The 20,838-nt window shown below is 72.1% G+C and carries 21 protein-coding genes and 3 pseudogenes; 16 read left to right on the top strand and 8 right to left on the bottom strand.

The features are described from left to right. Positions 1-41: 41 nt before the first annotated feature. The gene (locus tag PS467_RS13990; protein ID WP_311039848.1) at positions 42-620 is read right to left on the bottom strand and encodes a DinB family protein; all 579 of its coding nucleotides are present in this window, start codon (positions 618-620) and stop codon (positions 42-44) included. 100 nt (positions 621-720) lie between these two features. Between PS467_RS13990 and PS467_RS13985 the strand changes: the two are divergent. Together PS467_RS13985 and PS467_RS13980 are read left to right on the top strand one after the other, a co-directional pair. Next, positions 721-1,242: pseudogene (locus tag PS467_RS13985) on the top strand (helix-turn-helix transcriptional regulator); the annotation flags it as partial. Between the two features lie 381 nt (positions 1,243-1,623). Next, positions 1,624-2,154 (top strand): annotated as a pseudogene (locus PS467_RS13980) (helix-turn-helix transcriptional regulator); the annotation flags it as partial. On the opposite strand, the gene PS467_RS13975 reads toward PS467_RS13980, so the two are convergent. Next, positions 2,151-2,798 carry a CatB-related O-acetyltransferase gene (locus PS467_RS13975; protein ID WP_311035559.1) on the bottom strand — a complete coding sequence of 216 codons (648 nt, stop codon included), beginning with the start codon at positions 2,796-2,798 and terminating at the stop codon, positions 2,151-2,153. The pseudogene PS467_RS13980 and the gene PS467_RS13975 overlap by 4 nt on opposite strands. A 172-nt stretch (positions 2,799-2,970) precedes the next feature. Here PS467_RS13975 and PS467_RS13970 point away from each other — a divergent pair, with 172 nt between their 5' ends. The 4 genes from PS467_RS13970 (at position 2,971) to PS467_RS13955 (ending at position 6,209) form a co-directional block, all read left to right on the top strand. Next, on the top strand, positions 2,971-4,587 hold the full coding sequence (locus PS467_RS13970; protein WP_311035558.1) for an FG-GAP and VCBS repeat-containing protein: 1,617 nt from the start codon (positions 2,971-2,973) through the stop codon (positions 4,585-4,587). A 67-nt stretch (positions 4,588-4,654) separates the two neighbouring features. Next, positions 4,655-5,068 carry a thioredoxin gene (gene trxA, locus PS467_RS13965; protein ID WP_311035557.1) on the top strand — a complete coding sequence of 138 codons (414 nt, stop codon included), beginning with the start codon at positions 4,655-4,657 and terminating at the stop codon, positions 5,066-5,068. Beyond that, positions 5,061-5,708: a histidine phosphatase family protein gene (locus tag PS467_RS13960; RefSeq protein WP_311035556.1), complete on the top strand. Its 648-nt coding sequence runs from the start codon at positions 5,061-5,063 to the stop codon at positions 5,706-5,708. The genes trxA and PS467_RS13960 overlap by 8 nt, the downstream gene beginning before the upstream one ends. A gap of 75 nt (positions 5,709-5,783) precedes the next feature. Then, positions 5,784-6,209, top strand: coding sequence for an OsmC family peroxiredoxin (locus PS467_RS13955; protein ID WP_268971823.1), 426 nt, complete (start codon positions 5,784-5,786; stop codon positions 6,207-6,209). Here PS467_RS13955 and PS467_RS13950 read toward each other — a convergent pair. Next, positions 6,184-6,816 carry a hypothetical protein gene (locus tag PS467_RS13950; RefSeq protein ID WP_311035555.1) on the bottom strand — a complete coding sequence of 211 codons (633 nt, stop codon included), beginning with the start codon at positions 6,814-6,816 and terminating at the stop codon, positions 6,184-6,186. The two genes, PS467_RS13955 and PS467_RS13950, sit on opposite strands and share 26 nt — an antisense overlap. Before the next feature lie 145 nt (positions 6,817-6,961). Between PS467_RS13950 and PS467_RS13945 the strand changes: the two genes are divergently transcribed. The 3 genes from PS467_RS13945 to PS467_RS13935 all read left to right on the top strand — a co-directional run bounded on the left by PS467_RS13945 (position 6,962) and on the right by PS467_RS13935 (position 9,517). Continuing rightward, a complete protein-coding gene (locus PS467_RS13945; RefSeq protein WP_311035554.1) occupies positions 6,962-7,738 on the top strand; it encodes an IclR family transcriptional regulator in 777 nt (258 codons plus the stop codon). Beyond that, a complete protein-coding gene (locus PS467_RS13940; RefSeq protein ID WP_311035553.1) occupies positions 7,735-8,613 on the top strand; it encodes an SMP-30/gluconolactonase/LRE family protein in 879 nt (292 codons plus the stop codon). The genes PS467_RS13945 and PS467_RS13940 overlap by 4 nt, the downstream gene beginning before the upstream one ends. Before the next feature lie 151 nt (positions 8,614-8,764). Then, complete coding sequence (locus PS467_RS13935) at positions 8,765-9,517, top strand: SCO2400 family protein (protein WP_311035552.1); 753 nt, start codon at positions 8,765-8,767, stop codon at positions 9,515-9,517. Positions 9,518-9,547: 30 nt separating this feature from the next. On the opposite strand, the gene PS467_RS13930 is transcribed toward PS467_RS13935, so the two are convergent. Then, entirely contained in the window at positions 9,548-9,976 is a 429-nt protein-coding gene (locus PS467_RS13930) for a MarR family winged helix-turn-helix transcriptional regulator (RefSeq protein ID WP_268971818.1), read from the bottom strand. Positions 9,977-10,065: 89 nt separating this feature from the next. Here PS467_RS13930 and PS467_RS13925 point away from each other — a divergent pair, with 89 nt between their 5' ends. Continuing rightward, positions 10,066-11,085, top strand: a complete 1,020-nt coding sequence (locus tag PS467_RS13925) for an NADP-dependent oxidoreductase (protein ID WP_311035551.1) — start codon at positions 10,066-10,068, stop codon at positions 11,083-11,085. 82 nt (positions 11,086-11,167) lie between these two features. On the opposite strand, the gene PS467_RS13920 is transcribed toward PS467_RS13925, so the two are convergent. Further along, the gene (locus tag PS467_RS13920) at positions 11,168-12,559 is read right to left on the bottom strand and encodes a glycoside hydrolase family 30 protein (protein WP_311035550.1); all 1,392 of its coding nucleotides are present in this window, start codon (positions 12,557-12,559) and stop codon (positions 11,168-11,170) included. 216 nt (positions 12,560-12,775) lie between these two features. Between PS467_RS13920 and PS467_RS13915 the strand changes: the two genes are divergently transcribed. Further along, positions 12,776-13,153: a hypothetical protein gene (locus PS467_RS13915; RefSeq protein ID WP_311035549.1), complete on the top strand. Its 378-nt coding sequence runs from the start codon at positions 12,776-12,778 to the stop codon at positions 13,151-13,153. Positions 13,154-13,799: 646 nt separating this feature from the next. Here the strand turns inward: PS467_RS13915 and PS467_RS13910 are convergent. After that, the gene (locus tag PS467_RS13910) at positions 13,800-14,108 is read right to left on the bottom strand and encodes a hypothetical protein (protein WP_311035548.1); all 309 of its coding nucleotides are present in this window, start codon (positions 14,106-14,108) and stop codon (positions 13,800-13,802) included. Positions 14,109-14,261: 153 nt separating this feature from the next. Between PS467_RS13910 and PS467_RS13905 the strand changes: the two are divergent. The 3 genes and pseudogenes from PS467_RS13905 (at position 14,262) to arfA (ending at position 17,198) form a co-directional block, all read left to right on the top strand. Next, positions 14,262-14,905 (top strand): annotated as a pseudogene (locus PS467_RS13905) (XRE family transcriptional regulator). Positions 14,906-14,908: 3 nt separating this feature from the next. Beyond that, on the top strand, positions 14,909-15,379 hold the full coding sequence (locus PS467_RS13900) for an NUDIX domain-containing protein (protein WP_311035547.1): 471 nt from the start codon (positions 14,909-14,911) through the stop codon (positions 15,377-15,379). A 310-nt stretch (positions 15,380-15,689) separates the two neighbouring features. Next, positions 15,690-17,198 (top strand): arabinosylfuranosidase ArfA, encoded by a 1,509-nt coding sequence (arfA, locus tag PS467_RS13895; protein WP_311035546.1) that lies wholly within the window; start codon positions 15,690-15,692, stop codon positions 17,196-17,198. Between the two features lie 98 nt (positions 17,199-17,296). On the opposite strand, the gene PS467_RS13890 is transcribed toward arfA, so the two are convergent. After that, positions 17,297-18,091 carry an intradiol ring-cleavage dioxygenase gene (locus tag PS467_RS13890; protein ID WP_268971812.1) on the bottom strand — a complete coding sequence of 265 codons (795 nt, stop codon included), beginning with the start codon at positions 18,089-18,091 and terminating at the stop codon, positions 17,297-17,299. A gap of 207 nt (positions 18,092-18,298) precedes the next feature. Here PS467_RS13890 and PS467_RS13885 point away from each other — a divergent pair, with 207 nt between their 5' ends. Beyond that, entirely contained in the window at positions 18,299-18,556 is a 258-nt protein-coding gene (locus PS467_RS13885) for a hypothetical protein (protein WP_311035545.1), read from the top strand. A gap of 86 nt (positions 18,557-18,642) precedes the next feature. Beyond that, complete coding sequence (locus tag PS467_RS13880) at positions 18,643-19,440, top strand: EI24 domain-containing protein (RefSeq protein ID WP_311035544.1); 798 nt, start codon at positions 18,643-18,645, stop codon at positions 19,438-19,440. A 12-nt stretch (positions 19,441-19,452) separates the two neighbouring features. On the opposite strand, the gene PS467_RS13875 is transcribed toward PS467_RS13880, so the two are convergent. Further along, a complete protein-coding gene (locus tag PS467_RS13875) occupies positions 19,453-20,709 on the bottom strand; it encodes a pyroglutamyl-peptidase I (RefSeq protein WP_311035543.1) in 1,257 nt (418 codons plus the stop codon). Positions 20,710-20,838 lie beyond the last annotated feature (129 nt).

Genomic DNA, 20,838 nt, shown 5'->3' with positions numbered 1-20,838 from the left:
CGGCCGTCACCAGCGCGGCGCCGAGCGGTTCCGGGAAGCGGTCAGCTGGACGTCTGCCCGTCGAGCGTCTCGCGGATGATGTCCGCGTGCCCGGCGTGCTGGGCGGTTTCGGCGATGACGTGCATGATCACCCGGCGCACGCTGTGCTCCGCACCCGGCTCGTTCCAGGGCGCCTCCGGCAGCGGGTGCGTCGCCGACAGGTCGGGGACGGTGGAGATGACCTCCGCGCTCCGGGCGGCCACCCGCTCGTAAGCCTCGAGCACCCCGGCCAGCGTGTCACCGGGCAGCATCTGGAAGTTGTTCTGGTTGTCGATCGCCCACTGCGGGACCTCCTTCGCGGTACCGCCCATGAGGTCGGCCCAGGTGACACCCTCGGGCAGGTCGTAACGCAGCGCCGAGGGGCCCTCGAGGACGAAGCGCATCCAGCCTTCCTCGATGAACGCGACGTGCTTGATCAGCCCGCCCAGGCAGAGCGCGCTGACCGTCGGGCGCTCACCGGCCTGCTCGTCGCTGAGCCCCTGCACGGTCTTGATCAGGGCGGAGCGCGCGGCGGTGAGCTCGGCGAGCAGATCGGCCCGCTCGGCGTCGAGGGTGGCGGGGGTTGTGGTGGTGGCGGTCACGGTGATCGGGTCCTTCTGGTCGTTCTCGTCGTCTGACGGAGACAACACTCACAGAGGTAGCGGACAGGTTGTGGCCGCTACTCGGGGCAGAATGGGAGTCATGCCGAAGACGTCAGCGCGACTGCTGTCCCTGCTCTCGCTGCTCCAGGCACGCCGCGACTGGCCGGGGCAGCTGCTGGCCGAGCGGCTGGAGATCAGTCCGCGCACCGTGCGTCGCGATGTCGACCGCCTGCGCGAACTCGGCTACCCCATCGTGGCCACCAAGGGCCCCGACGGGGGCTACCGGCTCGGCGCGGGCGCGGAGCTGCCCCCGCTGCTGTTCGACGACGAGCAGGCCGTCGCCCTCGCCGTCGCGCTCCAGACCGCCCTCACCACCGGCGCCGGGATCGAGGACGCGGCGGCGCGCGCCCTGAACACCGTCCGGCAGGTCATGCCCGCACGGCTGCGGCACCGCGTCGACGCGCTCCAGATCACCGCCGTCGAACGTCCGGGAGACCGGCCGCATCCGCGGGCCGACCCGCAGGTCCTCATGGCGCTCAGCACAGCCGTCCGCGCCCGCGAGGTCCTCCGCTTCGACTACACCCCCGCCACCCCGCCGGGGGCAGCTTCCCGGCCGGGGGTGGCTTCTGCGTCGGGTGCGGCTTCCCGGCCGGGGGTGGCTTCCCCGCCTGGGTCGGCTTCTCTGTCGGGTGCGGCTTCCCGGCCTGGGGCGGCTTCCCCGCCGGGTGCGGCTTCCCTGGCTGGGGTGGCCTCCCCGCCGGAAGCGGCTTCTCCGGCGGGTGCGGCTTGTCCGCCTGGGTCGGCTTCTCTGTCGGGTGCGGCTTCCCGGCCTGGGGCGGCTTCCCCGCCGGGTGCGGCTTCCCTGGCTGGGGTGGCCTCCCCGCCGGAAGCGGCTTCTCCGGCGGGTGCGGCTTGTCCGCCTGGGTCGGCTTCTCCGCCGGGAGCGGCCTCCCGGCCTGGGGCGGTTTCCCGGCCGGGGGAGGCTTGTCCGCCTGGAGTGGCTTCACCGGCGGGGGCGGTCGGTATCGGGTCTGTCGCGGCTCCGCCGCGCAAGGTGGCGCCGCATCATCTCGTCACCTGGGGCGGGCGCTGGTATCTGCTCGCGTGGGACCTCGACCGCGAGGACTGGCGCACCTTCCGCGTCGACCGGATCACCCCGCGCACCCCCACCGGGCCCCGTTTCACCCCGCGTGAGGTGCCCGGCGGGGACGTGGCCGCCTTCATCGCCGGCCGGTTCCAGGGCTCCGACGGGCCCGGCGGCTGGCCCTGCCGTGGCGAGGTGATCCTCGACCTGCCCGCCGCCGAGGTATCCCCCTTCGCCGGGGACGGAGTCGTCGAGGCACTCGGCCCGGACCGCTGCCGACTGGTCCTGGGCGCGTGGTCATGGCCCGGACTGGCCGCCACCATCGGCAGGTTCGACGCCGACATCGAGGTCATCGGGCCGCCCGAACTCAAGGAGGCCTTCGCGCACCTGGCGCGCCGCTACGCCGCTGCCGCGGCGGCCGACGGCCCCGGACAGCGCACACCTGGCTAGTTCTGGCGCGGGGCCGCCGCCTCGAGGTCGGCCACGCTTCCGGACATGATCGTGCGGAGGTGGGCGGTGAGGTGCTCGACCGGCCAGTCCCACCAGGCCAGGGCCAGCAGCCGGGCGATGTCCTCGTCGTCGTAGCGGCGGCGGATGAGCCGGGCCGGGTTGCCGCCGACGACGCCGTAGTCGGGCACGTCGTCCACGACCACCGAACCGGAGGCGATGATCGCGCCGTGGCCGATGCGGACGCCGGGCATCACCGTCGCCCGGTAGCCGAACCAGACGTCATTGCCGACCACGGTGTCGCCCCGGCCCGGCAGGCCGGTGATCAGGTCGAAGTGGTCGGCCCACGAACCGCCCATGATGGGGAAGGGGAAGGTGGAGGGGCCGTCCATGCGGTGGTTGGCGCCGTTCATGATGAACCGCACCCCTTCGCCCAGTGCGCAGAACTTCCCGATGACCAGCCGCTCGGGCCCGTAGTGGTACAGCACGTTGCGGGTCTCGAACGTGGTGGGGTCATCCGGGTCGTCGTAGTACGAGAACTCCCCGACCTCGATCAGTGGCGAGGTGACCAGCGGCTTCAGCAACACCACCCGCGGCTGCTCGGGCATCGGGTGCAGCACCGTCGGATCGGCGGGTACGGCCGGCATCGCGGATCGCCTTCCTCCTCGTCGAGTTGCTCGTGACGCGTCCAGTTCCCCGCCCAGAGCGAGGTCCCCGCCATGATCGCAACCTCGGCGCCCGGTGTCGCGTGAATTCTGTGGGGGCGTACGGGGTTCCGCGGGGGCGCGCGGAGCAACCCGAGAGCGCCGCGTGGAGTCCTTGAGCGATGAACCCCTGTCCGTATCCCCGCCGATGTCCGTACCCGTGCCGATGTCCGTACCCGTGTCGATCCGCCTCGGAGGTGCCGCCGCCGTGCGTTCGCTCGTCCCCGTCGCCGCCGTGGCCGTGTCCGCCGTGCTGCTGCTCGCCGGGTGCAGCAAGGGCGGCCATGGCGGCCGGAGGCCGGGGGAGGGGGCCACGAAGGGAGCGGCCGCCGCGTCGCTCGGGGACTTCAACGGCGACGGCTACGACGACTTCGCCACCACCATCCGCCCCACCAGCGCCTCCCGGGGACCGCTGCCCGCCCGGCTGGCGGTCGTCTACGGCTCGGCGCGGGGCCTGGACCCACGGCACCGCCTCGTCGTCGACGGCGCCGAGGACGACTACGTGGGGCCGCCGCTGCGGACCGATCTCGACGGGGACGGATTCACCGACCTGGTGACGGCGCGTTTCCGGCACGGGAGGACACCACGGTCCGCGCGGACCGGGGAGACGGTGGTGCTGCGCGGCGGCCCCCGTGGGCTGGCCGCGCCACGCCCGCTGCGCGGTGGCGCGGCCGGATTCCTGGCCCTGGCCGTGGGGGACTTCGACGGGGACGGCGCCGCCGACCTGCTGGCCTCGGCGGCCGACGGCCGGGGCGCGGTGCGCGTGCTGTACGGGCCGTTCCGGCCGTTCGGGACGTTCGGGTCGGGGCGCGCCACGCCCCGCCCGGCCCGTACCGCCGCGCTCCCCACCGGCCGGCACCGCCGTACCGCGCCCGCCACCGCCACCGCCGGGGACTTCGACGGTGACCACCGCACCGACGTGGTGCTGACCTACCCCTACGACACCGAACAGCCCGATCAGCCGGAATCCGACGACACCGCCCCCCTCGACCCACCCGTGGCCCACTACCGGGGCGGGCCCGAGGGCCTGGTGCGGGACAAGCGGCCCGAGGCGCGGCTGGCCCACGCCCTCGGCACGGAGGACGGTCCGCGCGAGCCCGCGGCCGGGGACGCCGACCACGACGGGATCGACGATCTGCTCGCGCCCGGCCAGGGGACCCTCGGCCCCGGCCCGCACCGCGGCTCCGGGCGGCTCACCGTCGTGCACGGCGCCAGGTCCGGGCTGGGCAGGGGGCGTCCGGAGCTCACCGTCGACCCGTCCGGTCCTGGCCTGCCCGGCGACGCGCGGCGCGGCGATGGCTTCGGCGGCTCCCCGGCCGTGGGCGACATCACCGGCGACGGCCGTCCCGACCTCGTGGTGGCCACCCCGGAGAAGCACCACGGCAACGGCCGGCTCACCCTGCTGCCCGGGTCCCGGCGCGGGCGCGGTGGCGAGTACGACCCGGCCGCGAGCGCGCATGAGGAGGACGGCGGGGAGCAGACCGTCGACCTGGACACCCCGGGCGTGCCCGGCCGGCCCGCTCCGTACGGCTCCGACGGCTTCGCCCCCCAGCCCCCGCTGCTCGACGTCGACGGCGACGGCCACGACGACGTGATCGCCGCCGCGCCCGGCTACGACCGCGGCCGGACGGGTGGCTTCTGGGTCCTGCGGGGGACCGGCCACGGGCTGTCCACCCGGGACGTACGCCGCTTCACCCCCGCCGACCTCGGCATCCGTTTCCGGCCGGAATAACGGACGGCGGCGGCGGGGTTACCGTGCACGAGGCATCTGCCGACGTACGGAAGCGGGTAACGCAGGCATGAGCACTAGCACCGTCGAGCTCACCAAGGACAACTTCGACGACATCGTGTCCGGAAGCGCGTTCGTCCTGATCGACTTCTGGGCCTCCTGGTGCGGGCCGTGCCGGATGTTCGCGCCCATCTACGAGAAGGCCGCGGAGCGCCACCAGGATCTGCTGTTCGCCAAGGTCGACACCGAGGCCCAGCCCGAACTGGCCGCCGCCTTCGACATCCAGTCCATTCCCACGCTGATGATCGTGCGCGACAACATCGCGGTCTTCGCCCAGCCCGGCGCCCTCCCCGAGCCGGCCCTGGAGGACGTCATCGGCCAGGCCCGCGACCTCGACATGGACTCGGTGCGCGCTTCCATCGCGGCCGCCGCGAACGAGAAGCGGGCCATCGACGAGGAGAAGGCGTCCGACCGCAATGGCTGAGCTGCTGCTGATCCGGCACGGCGAAACCGAGTGGAGCCGGTCGGGGAAGCACACCAGCTGGACCGATATGCCCCTGACGGCGCACGGCGAGGAGCAGGCGCGCGCCCTGCGCCCGCTGCTCGCCGCGCGCAAGATCGGGCTGACCCTGGTGAGCCCCATGGAGCGGGCCGTGCGGACCGCGCGGCTCGCCGGGCTCGAGGACCTCACGACCGAGCCCGAGCTGCACGAATGGGACTACGGCGGCTACGAGGGCGTCACCACCCCCGAGATCCACCGCACCCGCCCCGGCTGGAACCTGTGGACCGACGGCGTCCCGCCGGGCGAAGCCGGCCACCCGGGGGAGTCGCCCGAGCGGATCGGGGCCCGGGTGGACCGGGTGCTCGCCCGGATCGCGCCCGAGCTGGACGCGGCGGACGGCGCCGATGTGGTGCTGGTGGCCCACGCCCATGTGCTGCGGGTGCTCACCGCCCGCCGGCTGGGGCTGCCCCCGTCCGCCGGCGCGCTCTTCCGGCTGGACACCGCGACCGTGAGTCGACTCGGAACTGAGCATGGTCGCCCGGCCGTCGTCGCCTGGAACGTAGGCTCGGAGGCGATCTCCGGACCGGGGTCGGCCGGAAGGGGCGGCACCCCCGCCCGGTGATCATCCGACCGTACGTCACATCCGGCGCTCCACCGGCAGGTGGACGTCACCGACAGGAAGCAGGGAACAGCGAGCATGGCTACGACGCGTACCGCGCACACCGTCTGGCAGGGCAACCTGGCCGAGGGCAAGGGGACCGTCACCTTCGACTCCTCCGGCATCGGCGAGCAGCCGGTCTCCTGGCCGTCCCGCGCCGAGCAGGCGAACGGCAAGACCAGCCCCGAGGAGCTGATCGCGGCGGCGCACTCCAGCTGCTTCTCGATGGCGCTCTCGCATGGCCTCACCCAGGCGGGCAACCCGCCCACCCAGCTGACCACCCAGGCCGAGGTCACCTTCCAGCCCGGCACCGGGATCACCGGTATCCACCTCACCGTCGAGGGCTCGGTGGAGGGCCTGGACGAGGCCGCGTTCGTCGCGGCGGCCGAGGACGCCAAGAAGAACTGCCCGGTGAGCCAGGCGCTCGCCGGTACGGAGATCACGCTGTCGGCGAAGCTGGCCTGACGTTCTCCACGCGCTGAAGCAATCCCCAGGTGAACTCCGCCACATAGTGGCGGAGTTCGCCGTTTGCCCCGTTCGCCCCGTTCGCCCCGTGCTCTCCGTCCCATGCGTCGAAGGCGAGCCGCCAGCGGGTGGGCGCCGAGCCCTCCATCGGCCGCGCGGGCGCGAAGGCGCGCGCCACCTCGTCCACCGTGCAGGACCAGGGCACGAGATCGGCGGCCGTACGCAACGTCGCCCCGGGCGCGCCCGGGGCGCGCACCAGCCACTCGTTCCACACCGCCCCGTTCGGCGCGGTGAGCACCTCGAACCGCAGATCCGGCCACAGCGGCACGGACCAGCTCAGCGCCTCACAGGTCAGATCGCCGATCCGGCGGGTGGCGGTGGACTCGGGCGGGCCCAGCACGGCGCGGTAGCGGGCGACCGCCGAGCGCCGCCGTGACGCGTGCCGCATGGCCTGCCAGCGGCGGTTGGCCTCGCGCATCACCGAACGCCCGAAGCCCAGCTCGCGCAGCGCGTCCTCGACCAGCCCCGGCTGATGATCGGCCATCCGCCGCAGCAGCACGAGGACGAAGGGGAAGGGGGTGGGGAACGAGTCCGGTGCGGAATCCATGGTTCCTATCGTGCCTTTGCCGGACCATTGCCGGAGGAAGACGGCTATGCGTAACCTGTGTTCGGTTTACCGGCCATCGGCCGGGATCTCGAACATCTGCGCGCGAACCATATGCATCCGGACCAGAAGCGGAGGGCGAGTACTTATGGGACGCCTGGTGCCCGCGGTGACACGGGCCCTGGACATACTCGAGCTCTTCCTGGACGGAGACGGCACGCTCTCCGCCCCCGAGATCACCCGGCGGCTGGGACTGCCCCGTACGACGGTCCATGAGCTGGTGACCACCCTGGCCGCCCGCTCCTACCTGGTCCACGTACCCGACCAGCCCGGCCGCTACCGGCTCGGGGTGCGGCCGTACCAGCTGGGCAGCCGCTACGCCGAACAGCTCGACCTGGCGGCCGAGGGCCGGCAGGTGGCCCGGACCGTCGCCGAGACCTGCGACGAAACCGTGCACGTCGCCATCCTCGAGGGCGCCGACGTCATCTACATCGCCAAGGTCGACTCCACCCACGCCGTCCGCATGGTCTCGGCCGCGGGCCGCCGGCTGCCCGCCCACTGCACCTCGGTCGGCAAGATGCTGCTCGCCTCCCTCCCGGAGGACGCCCTGGACGCCCGGCTGCCCGACGACCAGCCGCTGGCCGCGATGACGGACAACAGCATCACCTCCCCCGGCGAACTGCGCCGCCACCTCGCCACCGTGCGCGAGCGCGGCGTCGCGGTCGAGCAGCGGGAGTCCAACCCGGATGTGAACTGCGTGGCGGCTCCCGTACGGGACTCCACCGGGAAGGTGGTCGCGGCGCTGTCGATCTCGGTGCCGACGATCCGCTGGAGCGAGGAGCGCCAGGCCGAGCTGGAGGAGCTGGCGGCCAAGGGCGCGGCGGAACTGTCGGTACGGCTGGGGCATCGGAGGCGGGACATATGAGCACGCGGCCGTCGCTCGAGATCGCGGTGCGCGCGCACGCCGTGCTCGGCGAGGGACCCACCTGGGACGCCGCCGCCCGGCGGCTGATCTGGGTGGACATCCTCTCCTCCCGCGTCCACGGCTACGACCCCGCCACCGGCCGCCGCACCACCCTGGTCACCGAGCAGCACGTCGGCGCGGCCAAGCCCCGCGCGGGCGGCGGACTGGTGGTCAACCTCCGCGACGGCATCGGGGTGTACGGGCCCGACGGCGGTTTCGGCTGGCTGCTGCGCGAGGCGGTCCCCGGCCGCCGGGGCAACGACGCCGCGGTCGCGCCCGACGGTTCGCTCTGGGCGGGCACCATGCGCTACGACGAGGCGACCGGCGGCGGCACGCTCTCCCGGATCGGGGCGGACGGCTCCCGTACGGAGTTCCTGCCGCGGGTCACGGTCAGCAACGGCATCGGCTGGAGCCCGGACGGCCGCCGCATGTACTACATCGACACCCCCACCCGCCGTATCGACGTCTTCGACGTGGCGGACGGCGCGGACGGCGCGGACGGTCCGGTGGTCTCGGGGCGCCGGCCGTTCGTCGAGATCGAGGAGGGTGCGGGCTTCCCGGACGGGCTGTGCGTGGACGCCGACGGCGCGGTGTGGGTCGCCCTGTGGGACGGCGCCGCGATCCGCCGCTACGCCCCCGACGGGACACTCGATCGGGTGGTGGAGCTTCCGTTCCCGCGCCCGACCGCCTGCGCCTTCGGCGGGGCGGACCTCCGCGATCTGTATCTGACCTCGGCACGGGTCGGCCTCGGCGCCGCCGCGCCGCCGCTCGCCGGGTCGCTGCTGGTCATCGAGGGCGCGGGACAGGGACTGGCGCAACCCGCCTTCGCCGGCTGAGCGACGGCGGGGCGGGGCCGGGCGGGGCCGCGCGGGCGCCGGACACCGGCGGGGGAGGGGCTGACGAGGGCGTTCGTACGGTTCTTTGCACAGGATCCTCACACCCCGCGGCCTGCTGGCCTATCCGTTGGTCACATAACCTGCCCGCGAAATGGATTACTGCTCTGCCTGCCACCGCTATCTGGGCGGTGCCCTCTCCTGCCCCGACTGCGGGACGCCCGTCGAGGACCCCGGGCCGGCCTTCGCCGCACCGGACGCGGACGCGGGCACGCAGGCGTCCCCCGGCTCTCCGGTCGCCTCTCCCGCCGCCCCCGGCTCTTCCGCCACTCCCGTCGCCTCGCGTGCCTCCCGTGCCTCGCGCCGGAAGCCCAAGTCCCGTGGCCTCATCGGCCGCCGCGCGCGCCGGGCCCGCCGGGGGCGGGGGCGCCGGGTGACGATCCTGGCGGCGGTGCTCGGCCCGGTGCTGGCCGCGCTGTTCGTGGCCGAGCTGGCCACCGAGGGGCACTGGCGGGAGTCCTCCCCGGCGCCCGGACAGCGGGAGCCGGCGGCCGACCGCACCGGCGGGGCGACGGATTCCGCCGAGTCGGGCGGCCAGGACGCGGGCGGCCCGAGCGCGGCCCCCTCGGCGGGGAGCGACGGCCAGGATGAGGACGGCGACCCGTCCGGGGACGAGGCCGAGGGTGAGGGCGGCGAGACGTCCGAGGACGGGAGCGGCGACGCCTCGGCCGATCCGGACGACTCCTCCTCCGACCCGCCGGACGCCTCCGCCCCGGCCCCGGGCGGCCCCGGCGCGACCCAGCGGCCCACCTCCCCGTCGCACCCCGGGCCCACCGACCCGGCGACCGTCGAACCGACGCCGACCTCGACGGCCACGGAAAGCTGCTTCCTGTGGTGGTGCGTCTAGCCAAGGGGCCCAGGGGCCGTCCAGGGGCCGCTACGGCGCCACGCCCAGCATCCGCTTGAGCAGGTCGCGCAGCACCGTGCGCTCCTCGTCCGAGAGCTCCGCCAGCGGTTCGCGGGCGAAGTCGAGCGAGCCCCTGAGCCGTTCGGAGGTCTCCCGGCCCGCCTCGGTGGCCGCGGCGAGCTTGACCCGGCGGTCGGCCGGGTCGAGGCGGCGCTCGGCGAGGCCGCGCGACTCCAGGCGGTCCACGATCCCGGTGACGTTCGACGGTTCGCACTTCAGCTGCTGGGCGAGGCGGCGCATCGGTGTCGGGCCGCCGGACAGCAGGCCCAGCACCCGGGCCTGTGCGCCGGTCAGGGAGTGCTTGGCCGCCGCCTCCTCGTATTCCTGGTGATAACGGGCCACGATGGTGCCGATGAGCTCGACGACCTCGAGGGTCAGCGGGTCGATGCGGGACGTCATGGTCACCAGGGTACCCATTTACTTGACACCCTGAAATATCAAGCAGCATGATTGTTTCAACTGCTGAAGCTTAGGAGAGGCCCCTTTTCATGTCCGTCATCCCCACCACCGGCCGTGAATGGCACCTGGTCGCCCGCCCCGAGGGGTGGCCGAAGCCGGAGGACTTCGCGCTGCGCGAGGCCCCGGTCTCCGAGCCGGGCCCCGATCAGGTGCTGGTCCGCAATCTCTACATGTCGGTGGACCCGTACATGCGCGGGCGCATGAACGACGTGAAGTCGTACACGCCGCCGTTCCAGCTGGACCAGCCGATGGACGGCGGCGCGGTCGGCAAGGTCATCGCCTCCACCGTGGACGGCGTCTCCGTCGGGGACCACGTCCTGCACTTCGGCGGCTGGCGTGAGTACGCGGTGGTGGACGGCAAGAGCGCGGTGAAGGTCGACCCCGAGACCGCCCCTCTCCCCGCCTACCTCGGGGTGCTGGGCATGCCGGGACTCACCGCGTACGCGGGGCTGCTGGAGGTCGCGTCCTTCAAGGAGGGCGACGCGGTCTTCGTCTCCGGTGCGGCGGGCGCGGTCGGCAGCGAGGTCGGCCAGATCGCCAAGCTCAAGGGCGCCTCCCGGGTGATCGGCAGCGCCGGCAGCGACGAGAAGGTCCGGGTGCTGCTCGAGGAGTACGGCTTCGACGCGGCGTTCAACTACAAGAAGGGCCCGGTGGCCGAGCAGCTGAAGGAGGCCGCACCCGACGGGATCGACGTCTACTTCGACAACGTCGGCGGTGAGCACCTCGAGGCCGCCATCGGCCGCCTCAAGGTGCACGGCCGGATCGCCGTCTGCGGCATGATCTCGCAGTACAACGTCACCGAGCCGACCCCCGCCCCGCGCAACCTCGCGTTGGTCATCGGCAAGCGGCTGCGCATTCAGGGCATGCTGGTCGCGGACCACCAGCATCTCCAGCCGCAGTTCTTCGAGGAGGTCGGCGGCTGGATCCGGGAGGGCAAGCTGCACTACCGGGAGACCGTCGCCAAGGGTGTGGAGAACGCGGTGGAGGCCTTCCTCGGGATGCTCCGTGGGGAGAACACCGGCAAGATGATCGTCGCCTTCGAGGACTGACGTCCACAGGATCACAGGAGCAGCCGACGCACCGGTCCGGCGCTCCCCGCCACCGCATGGCGGGGAGCGCCGGACCGCTCGTTTACGGCAGTACCACCGTCGTCAGCGAACGCCCCGGCAGCTCGGCCGCCAGCCGTCCGCCGCGCACCCGCGCGGTCCCGACCCGGCTGAGCGCATGCGTGTCATCCGTCCGGTAGACCGCGCCCCGCGCGTCCCCGCCGCCCGCTCCACGCAGGGCGTAATCCACCCGCGCCGGGCCCTCACCGGTGTTGAGGATCTCCAGCACCCGCTGGCCGTCGCGGTTCCGGAAGGCGGTCGTACGCAATCCCTCCGCCCCGGAGTCCGCCGCCACCCGTACCGCTCCGGGCCGGATGAAACGGCTGTACGCGGCCAGGGCCCACAGCCGCTTGGAGACGTGGTAATCCGGGCCGTCCAGCTGGATCAGTCCCCGGGTGGCGCCCACCGACGCGCCGAACCAGTACACATACGCGCTCGCCCCCGCGTCCGCGAGCGTCGTGTGGATCGCCTCCGCGACCGCGAAGCCGTCGTACCCGCTGCCGTCGTCCCATGCCTCGTTCCAGGTCGTGCCATTGGGGCTCCACTCCGACATCCAGGTGCGGCGGCTCGTCGGGAGGGGCTGGTCGGAGGGGGTCACATACGGGTGGCCCGTGTGCACCGCGACCTGGGCCGCCGCCTCCTCGTCCGCCTCGATCGCGGCGGAGAACGCCGCCTGCTCGTCCCATCCGGCCGCGTCGCAGCACACCAGGTTGATCCCGGCCCGCCGTACCGCCGGGCCGATCGCCTTGACCACGTCGACCGCCTGCCGCGGGGTGAACCGCATCGAGGCGTAGGACGTGGCGAGATCCGGCTCATTGGTGAAGCCGAGGTCGGTGATCCGCACGCCTTCCTGGCGGTAGAACGTCGCGTACCGCACCAGGTAGTCGGCGTACGCCCGTCGCCACTCCTCCTTCAGCGTCCCGCCGTTCGCGTCCGTCCCGTTGGTCTTCATATAGCCGGGCGCGCTCCAGGCGTCGGCGTAGAAGCGCTGGACGCCGTACCGCCGCGCCTCCTTGGCCAGCCACACCTGGCCCCCGTCGTCGCCGTCCCACTCATAGCGCGGTGGCGCGTCCGGACCGCCCGGGTCGGTGGGCTGGATGGACTTCATATGGTCGTAGACCTCGTCGGAGGACGAGCCGATGCCGAGCCGCAGAATGCTCAGCCCGGCACCCGTGGCGCGGTTCAGCAGCAGATCCAGGACCTCCCGCTGATGCTCGGGCGTCAGACCCTGCGCGCCGTGCATCAGGTCGGCGCGCTGGAACGCCTGGGAGAAGCCGAAACCGTCGATGGGCTGGAGGTGCTTCCCGAAATCCACGGTGCCGCCAGGGGGTTGTGCCGCGGTGGCGGACGGCGTGGCCAACGGGATCAGCGCGGCGGCGAGTGCGCCGACGAGGGCGGTGCGGACCGATGTGAGCACGAAAACTTCCCTTCTCGGCTCCGAAAAGTTCCGGAACGTTTCCGTAACGTCGGCCGCACGGTAGAGGCGGCGGTGGGACGGGTCAAGGGATCGCTCATGAGGTGATGCGGGCGAGGCCGGCGGGTACCCGTAGACCTCGGCATAGGCCGTAGACCTCGGCATAGGCCGAATGAGACGGAACAACGCTGAACGAGATCAACGAGGAAGGTGGCCCCCATGTCCACGACGGCCGGACAGGTGCTGGTGGCGCTGAGCGGAATCTCGCGGGACGACGCCGAGGCCGTCTTCGGTGTCCTGCGCACGTGCTACCGCTCCGACGACGCATTCGCCGATCTTCCGCAGGACGCGACGGAGGGGCGGCCCACGGTGTGGACCTCCACGTTCGAGGTGGCCGATACGCGCGGAGAGCCACGGCCCGCCTCCCTGACGGCACCCGTCACCGCCGAACTCCAGGGCGGCCCCAGCCAGGTGCGGCAGATGGCGGACGTCCTGTCCCACGCCTTCGAGGTGCGGCAGCAGGGTGTGGTGGCGGGGGACGAGGAACAGGAGGTGCGCCTGAGGCTCTCCACCAGCAGCGACCTCCGCCCGCTGTAGAGGGCGGGGCGAGGCGGTTGGGGTGCTCGGCGTGGTCGGGTGCGGGCTTCGTCTCGCGCCTTCGGCGCAATTGAGCAGCAGGGCAGGGGGTGGGGGGTGCGGCGGCGTCGCCGGGCGTCGGGCCGGTGGGGCAGGGCCCGGTGGCGGCTTCCGTGGCCGGGGGCCGAGGCCGGTGCCGGACAGCAAGGGGGGTGGGTCCCCCCCCGAAACTGATTGACAAATTAGTTGCGTCAGGTCAAACGCTTTTGAGGGGGGTACCGAGAGGGCCGCCCGCAGTCCGGATGGACCCGACTACCGAGCATGGAAGCCGCCACTGGCGCCCACACCGACGGACCCGGCGCTCGCCGCCGCGCCCCCACCTCCGTCGCCTCTGCTCACATGCGCCGAAGGTGCGAGACGAAATCCGCACCCGACCGAGCCGCGGGCTGACGGCACTCCGGCGCGTCATGTGTCGCAGGCTCGCCGCCGAGCGCGTAGCACAAGGCAGCGTGCAACTGCTCCGCTTCCACGACCGTCAGCACCATCGATACCAACGATGTGTGACCAGGTCGGAGCACGTGCAGCGGCAGCTCAAGCCGACCGTCTCTCCCTCGACGCAGGCCACGCCCCGATGCCGGACCCACCTGCCAGCCTCCTGACACCTCACTCATCGCGCCCCTCCTCCGTCTGAGCCGGGCACCGGCAGACGCCCGCCGCGACTCTCCGCGATCCGCAGCGCATCTTCCAACGCCTCGATCAGACGGTCCGAGAGGTAGCGGAGCTCACGGACGTCCACCTTCCGGTCGCCGAGCATCAGACGGGCATGGCCGATGAGCTCAGCGCCCATCTGAAGCTGGACCGCTTCCATCTCGTCAGCCAGCCGCGACAGATACCCCTCACCGTCCTCATCCGACACCAGATAGCATCGCTGCCCCGCAGGGCCGCGCCACGGCAGCAAACGGGGACGCACGCTCACAGCGCCACCGCCTGCACACCGTGCCCGGCAGTCCCGCACTGCCGCTCATGCGCGGTCGCGGGAGTCTTTTCGCGATCATCGCGCTGTGACCAAGACGTAGGAACCTCCCTAAACCCCACTTCTGGACGTCCCGCGTTGGGTAAAACGTCCCTCATGGCTTCCGGAGGCTGGACGTACGCCACCCTCGCGGAAAAGGTCGAGGTGGACCCTTAGGAGAAGACGTGCACGCCCTATGGCCAGCGCTACGCCAAGCGCGCCCCGCCCGTGCGGTCAGCCCCGAGCTCGTGGCGCTCTACGACCAGCGCGCGGACATCCCCGTGTCCACGTTCGCGGAGATGCTGACGCAGGCCCGCGAACGGATCGATGTGCTCGTGTACGCCGCCGTCTTCCTCCACGAGGCGTACCCCCGCCTCAACGATCTTCTACGGGAACGAGCCGCCCAAGGCTGCGCCGTACGGATCGCGGTCGGCGATGCCGACAGTCCCAACGTCCAGCAGCGCGGCCAGGAAGAGAAGTTCGGTCACGGCATCGAGTCCCGCTGTCGGCTCGCCCTCCTGCATTACCGCCCCCTCATCGGTACCTCGGGCGTCGAGGTGCGGACGCACGGAACGACCCTCTACAACTCGCTGTACCGCGCGGATGATCAAATCATGGTCAACGCCCACGTTTGGGGCGTCAACGCGTACGGCGCGCCCGTTTGGCACCTGCGCCGACACGGCGAGGGCGGCATGTTCGACACGTACGCCCAGAGCTTCGACGCCGTATGGGCGACAGCGGCACCGGTACAGGTGGGCTGACGCATGGCGCGGACCGAGTACTACGACGATCCGGACGCACCCGAGCCGAACAGTTTGGTTGTCGCCGCGTCCGCTGTCGTCACCGACGAGAGCGGCCGTATCCTGCTTCAGCGCCGCCGAGATAATGATCTTTGGGCACTGCCCGGCGGCGGCATGGAGATGGCCGACTCCCTACCGGGAACGGCTGTCCGTGAGGTCAAGGAAGAGACCGGACTCGACGTAGAGGTCACCGGGCTGGTCGGCACATACACCGACCCGCGTCACGTGATCGCCTACACGGACGGCGAGGTCCGCCGGCAGTTCAACGTCTGCTTCACCGCCCGTATCGTGGGCGGCCAACTCGCGGTCTCCCATGAGTCCACGGAACTACGGTTCGTCTCGCCGGAAGAACTCGCCGAGTTGCCCATGCATCACACACAGCGGCTCCGACTCCGCCACTTCCTCGAACACCGCGACCGGCCATATCTCGGCTGACTCATGAAACAACCAGGTTGCGGGAACGAGGCACCCCGTCAGCCCCGGAAGCCGGCGGGTCCCGGCTCATGCGCAGCTTGGAGGCGGCCGAGCCGGAGTTCAGAACGCCGAGCGGTCCAGCCGCCCAGCAGTCCCGACCTCAACGCTCGCCCCCCAACCTCCACCACCTCCGCCGCCATTGACGCACCCGGCGGCGAGATCTTACGGTCACGTTCGAAGAAACGAGCGCTGGTCGAGATGTCGAATGGCCGCGACTCCCTGTTTGCCGCGACTCCCCCCTTTGCCGCGACTCCTGAAGAGATGGGCCGCCATGCCGCAGACCGCTTCCGCCCGGTTCACCCTCGACCCCGCCTTCGCCGTCGGGGACGTCAACCCCCGCCTCTTCGGCTCGTTCGTCGAGCATCTCGGACGGTGCGTGTACACCGGCATCCATGAGCCGGGCCACCCCGCCGCCGACGAGGCCGGGCTCCGTACCGACGTTCTTGAGCTGATCCGTGAGCTGGGCGTCACCGCCATCCGGTATCCCGGGGGCAACTTCGTCTCCGGTTACAAGTGGGAGGACAGCGTCGGGCCGGTCGAGGAGCGGCCCCGCCGGCTCGACCTGGCGTGGCGGTCGACCGAGACCAACCGGTTCGGCCTCTCCGAGTACATCGACTTCGTGCGCAAGGTCGGCGGCGAGCCCATGATGGCGCTCAACCTCGGCACCCGCGGTGTCGCCGAGGCCCTGGAGTTGCAGGAGTACGCCAACCACCCCTCCGGCACCGCCCTCGCCGACCTCCGGGTCGGCCATGGCGACAAGGACCCGTACGGGATCAGGCTGTGGTGTCTGGGCAATGAGATGGACGGCCCCTGGCAGACCGGCCACAAGACCGCCGAGGAGTACGGGCGGCTGGCCGCCGAGACCGCCCGCGCGATGCGGCAGATCGATCCGGATGTGGAACTGGTCGCCTGTGGCAGCTCCAACCAGTCGATTCCGACGTTCGCCAGCTGGGAGGCGACGGTCCTCCAGGAGACCTACGACCTGGTGGACTACATCTCCCTGCACGCCTACTACGAGGAGCGCGACGGCGACCGCGACTCCTTCCTCGCCTCGGCCATGGACCTGGAGTCCTTCATCGACAGCGTCGTGGCCACGTGTGATCACGTCGGTGCCCGGCTGAAGTCGAAGAAGAAGATCAACCTCTCCCTGGACGAGTGGAACGTCTGGTACCAGACCCACTACAAGAACGCCGAACCGCCCAACTGGGAGGAGGCCCCGCGTCTCCTGGAGGACAACTACTCCGTCACCGACGCCGTCGTCTTCGGCTCGCTGCTCATCACCATGCTCCGGCACGCCGACCGCGTCACCGTGGCCTGCCTCGCCCAGCTGGTCAACGTCATCGCGCCGATCATGACCGAGCCGGGCGGCCCGGCCTGGCGCCAGACCACCTTCTACCCCTTCGCGCAGGCGTCGGCCCACGGGCGGGGGAGGGTGCTCCAGGTCAACGTCGACAGCCCGACGTACGAGACCGCCGCCTACGGCGAGGTCCCGCTGCTGCACGCCACCGCCGTGCTCGACGAGTCCACCGGCGCGGTGACGGTCTTCGCGGTCAACCGCGACCAGCACCGCCCCCTGCCGCTGGAGATCACCCTGCACGGCCTGCCGGTGACCCGCGTGGTCGAGCACACCGTCCTCGCCGACGCCGACCCCGAGGCCCGTAACACCCTCACGGACCCCGAGCGCGTCACCCCGCATCCCGGCGAGGGCACCGCGCTCACGGACGGCGCCCTGCGCACCACGCTCGAACCGATGTCGTGGAACGTGGTGCGTTTGGCCTGAGTCCGGAGGCACGGATGCCCCGACGACTGCCGTGAAGAGCCCCGCCCGGGATGCCGGGCGGGGCGCGTGGGGGCGGGGGACCGCGGACCGCGCTCGGCTCAGGCGTCCGGGTCGACGCCGACGGTGAGCGTGGCGCGGTAACCGGCGGACGGGGTGCTGCCCAGCGCCGTCACGGCGAGCAGCCCGGCGGCGGTGCCGCCGTTGCCGTAGATGCCGTCGGAGGACAGGGGTGTGCGGGGGACGGTGTTGGTGGAGTACGGCGAGACCTTGGCCACCGCCTCGGTGATCTTCTCGTCGAAGAAGAGCTGACCGGTGTGGATCTCGTTGCCCCCGGTGAACGAGCCGTCGGAGGTGAGCGTGACCCCCGTGTGCACCTTGAGGTGGATGTGGACGCAGCGGCCGCGGTACCAGCCGGGGTAGATCCCGGTGAGGTTGGCCACCCCGTCGGTGCCGGTGAGCACGCCGCCGCGCAGGAACCTGCCGTTGTCCGGCTCCTGGTGGCCGTTGTTGCCGACGAAGCCGGAGTACTCACCGAGGGCGTCGCAGTACCAGATCTCCGCCAGCGCCTTGTTCAGCGGTGCGCAGGTGGCGGTGTCCACGACGGTGAGCGCGAGCTGGAGCGGCACTCCCGCCTTGTCCTCGGTGACGTTGGAGCGCACGAGGGCGTGGTCGAGGTAGTACGGGCCCTCGGTGAGCTCCTTGGTCAGGGTGCAGATGGCGGCGGCGTCGACGGTTCCGGCTGCCGTGGTGGCCGTATCGGCCGTGGAGGCCGCCTCGGGGCGGGCGGCGGCGGTGGTCGCCCCGGCGATTCCGATGGCCGCGGCGGCGGCGCTTCCGGCGACCAGTACTCTGCGGCGCCCGATGGGCGCGGAGGATAAGTCTGTCATGAGCATGGAACGGTAGGGGTGGTTCCTGTGGGACGTCTGTCAATTCGGCAAAGTCGACCTCCGTCAACTCCTCATACCGGCCAACTGCCGTGCGGGTGACGGAAGTTGACAGTGCCGCAAGCGCTTACTAGCTTCTTCGGGAATGGCTGCTGTCTGCCGGGGCGGTACCGCCCCTCCCGTGTGGAGACCCTCCGGATGAGAGGACTTCCCCCCATGCGCCTTCCCCCCATGCGCCTCATGCCCGACCACGGCACACCGGACCACATCAGCGGCGTCACCGGTGCCGGCGGCGCCCTGAGCACCTCCCTGGTATCCCTCACCGCCCGCAACCGCCGCTGGCCGGCCGCGGTCGCCGCGGGCCTCGCCGCGACGCTCGCCCTCGGTGGCCTCGCCACGGTCTCCGCCCACGGCGCCGGCCCGGCCGACTCCGCACACCCCACCGCCACGACCACACCCGGGCCGGAACAGTGACGCTTCTCGACGGCGTTCACCACCGGTGACGAGATCGATAAACTCGGCGTCCCTTTCGCCCCCTCCCAGGCCAGTAGGCTCGGCCCATGCGTGATCTTGCGAGAGGCTTCGGCTATCTGTTGAAGGGACAACGCTGGGTGGCCCGGCACGGGAGATGGTGGGGGTTCGGGATGATCCCCGCCCTGATCACCGTCGTCGGCTACGCGGCGGCCCTCGTCGTCCTCTTCTTCTGGACCGATGACGTCATCGCCTGGGCCACGCCCTTCGCCGACGACTGGTCCGCGCCCTGGCTCGGCGTCTTCCGCGGCGCCCTGTCGATCCTCTTCGTCGCCACCTGCCTCTTCCTGGCCATCATCAGCTTCACCGCGGTCACCCTCCTGGTCGGCCAGCCCTTCTACGAGTCGCTCTCCGAACAGGTCGACCGCTCCGAGGGCGGTACGGTCCCCGACTCCGGCATGTCGGTCTGGGCGGAGCTGTGGATCGGCCTGCGCGAGGCCATCGCGCTGCTCATCCGCGTGACCCTGTGGAGCGTGCTGTTCTTCGCGCTCGGCTTCATCCCGGCCGTCGGCCAGACCGTGGTCCCCGTGCTGGCCTTCTGCGTGACCGGTTTCTTCCTCACCGAGGAGGTGACCTCGATCGCCCTGCTGCGCCGGGGCGTCCTCCTCACGGAGCGCCGCCGCATGCTCCGCTCCCGCCGCCTCCTCAGCCTCGGCTTCGGCGTTCCTCTGGCCCTCCTCTACCTCCTCCCCCTGGTCGCGGTCTTCCTGATGCCGGGCGCCGTCGCGGGCGGGACCCTGCTCGTACGCGACCTGACGGGCGAGAACGAGGAGATCCCGCAGGGCGAGACCGCGGCGGGCCCGGCGGGCGCCCTCAACGGGGCGTAGGGCGCCGCGGCGTCAGCGCGCCGTATCCGCCACCACGGTGAGGATCGAGCGGACCTGGGCGGTGATGGCCTCGCGGTCGCGGACGAAGTCGGGGTCGGTGACCTGGCCGGTGGCCGGGTCGGTGTTACCGGGGCCGAACTCCAGGACGGGCGTGTGCAGATGGCCGCCCGGCACCTTCAGGCCGACCGCGTCGCGCAGCAGGGTGGCGCGGTAGGCGATCTCGTTGGAGAGGTAGTCGCCGCCACCGCCGGCGCGGGCCGTCGAACCGGGCGTCGGGCCGTCCGGCCGCACCACCGGGGCGGTGGCGCCCGCCGGGATCTCGGTGACGGTGGTGTTGTCGTACACCGGGACCGGACCGGTGTCCGCCGCGACGATCTTGTCGTAGGGGAGGGTGGTCGTCGTCCACTGCGGCTGCGGACGCGGGGTCGGCACACCGGCCGGGACGGGCACGGTCTCGGTCCGGGAGACGTTGGCGTTGTCCGGATAGCCCCCGCGCCAGGCGCCGTTGGTGCGCTCGACGTCGAACCGGCCCACCCGGCCCTGGCTGATGGTCACAAACGCGTCCACCCGGCGCGGGCCCGACCGGAAGGCGGGCAGCAGTGTCCGCTCGACCGTGCCGTCCGCGAAGTCCGCCCAGCGGACGGGGAAGACGGCCGTCTCGATCCGGGCCGGGCCGTCGTCCGTACGGATCGTCGTCCCGTCCAGCGCGAGCGCCGCCGCGCCGGACGGGTTGGAGCGGCGTACGTCGGCGTCCAGCTGGAACGGGTCGAAGCCGGTGACCACGATCCGCTTGATGTGCGTACCGGCCGGGAGATCGAGCGAGTCCTGGCCGCGTGAGGTGCGCTCCAGCGTGGCGAGGAGCGCGGCGCGGCGGGCCTCGGTGAGCGTGAAGTCCGGCTGCCACTGGCCGAGCGCGCGGGTCATCCCCAGCCGCGCCCAGTACAGCGGCCGGTCGTCGTCCCGGCTGAGGTCCCCGCCCGCGGGCCCGCGCCCCTGTACCCGGTCCACGGCCCGCCGCCACACGGCGCGGCCCTCGCGGGTGATCACGCGTTCCGCCTCGGCGGCGGAGTCCGTGCCCGCCAGGGCACGGGCGAAGTCCGGCGCCACGTCGTCGAATCCGCTGCGGCGCAGGATCTCCTGGGGTGCGGCCCGGTCCAGCCGCTGCTCTTCGACGGTGGGGGTGGCGTCGGCCCTCGGCGCGGCCACGGCGGGGGCGGTGAGGGCCAGGGGGAGGGCGGCCAGGGCCAGGAGCGTGCGTATCGGTCTCATACGAGGTCCCTTCGGGTGGGGCGCGGGGAAGGTGGTGGTGGCTGGGGCATGACGGGTGTGGTGGTGCCCCCCCCGGGGGCGACGGCCTCTCCCACCGGGGTGCGGTGGGCCGCCCCGCGGGGGTACGAG

Origin of the sequence: Streptomyces luomodiensis (assembly GCF_031679605.1) — a bacterium.
Classification (GTDB): Bacteria; Actinomycetota; Actinomycetes; order Streptomycetales; family Streptomycetaceae; genus Streptomyces; species Streptomyces luomodiensis.
This window is presented reverse-complemented; position numbering and strand designations above follow the sequence as displayed.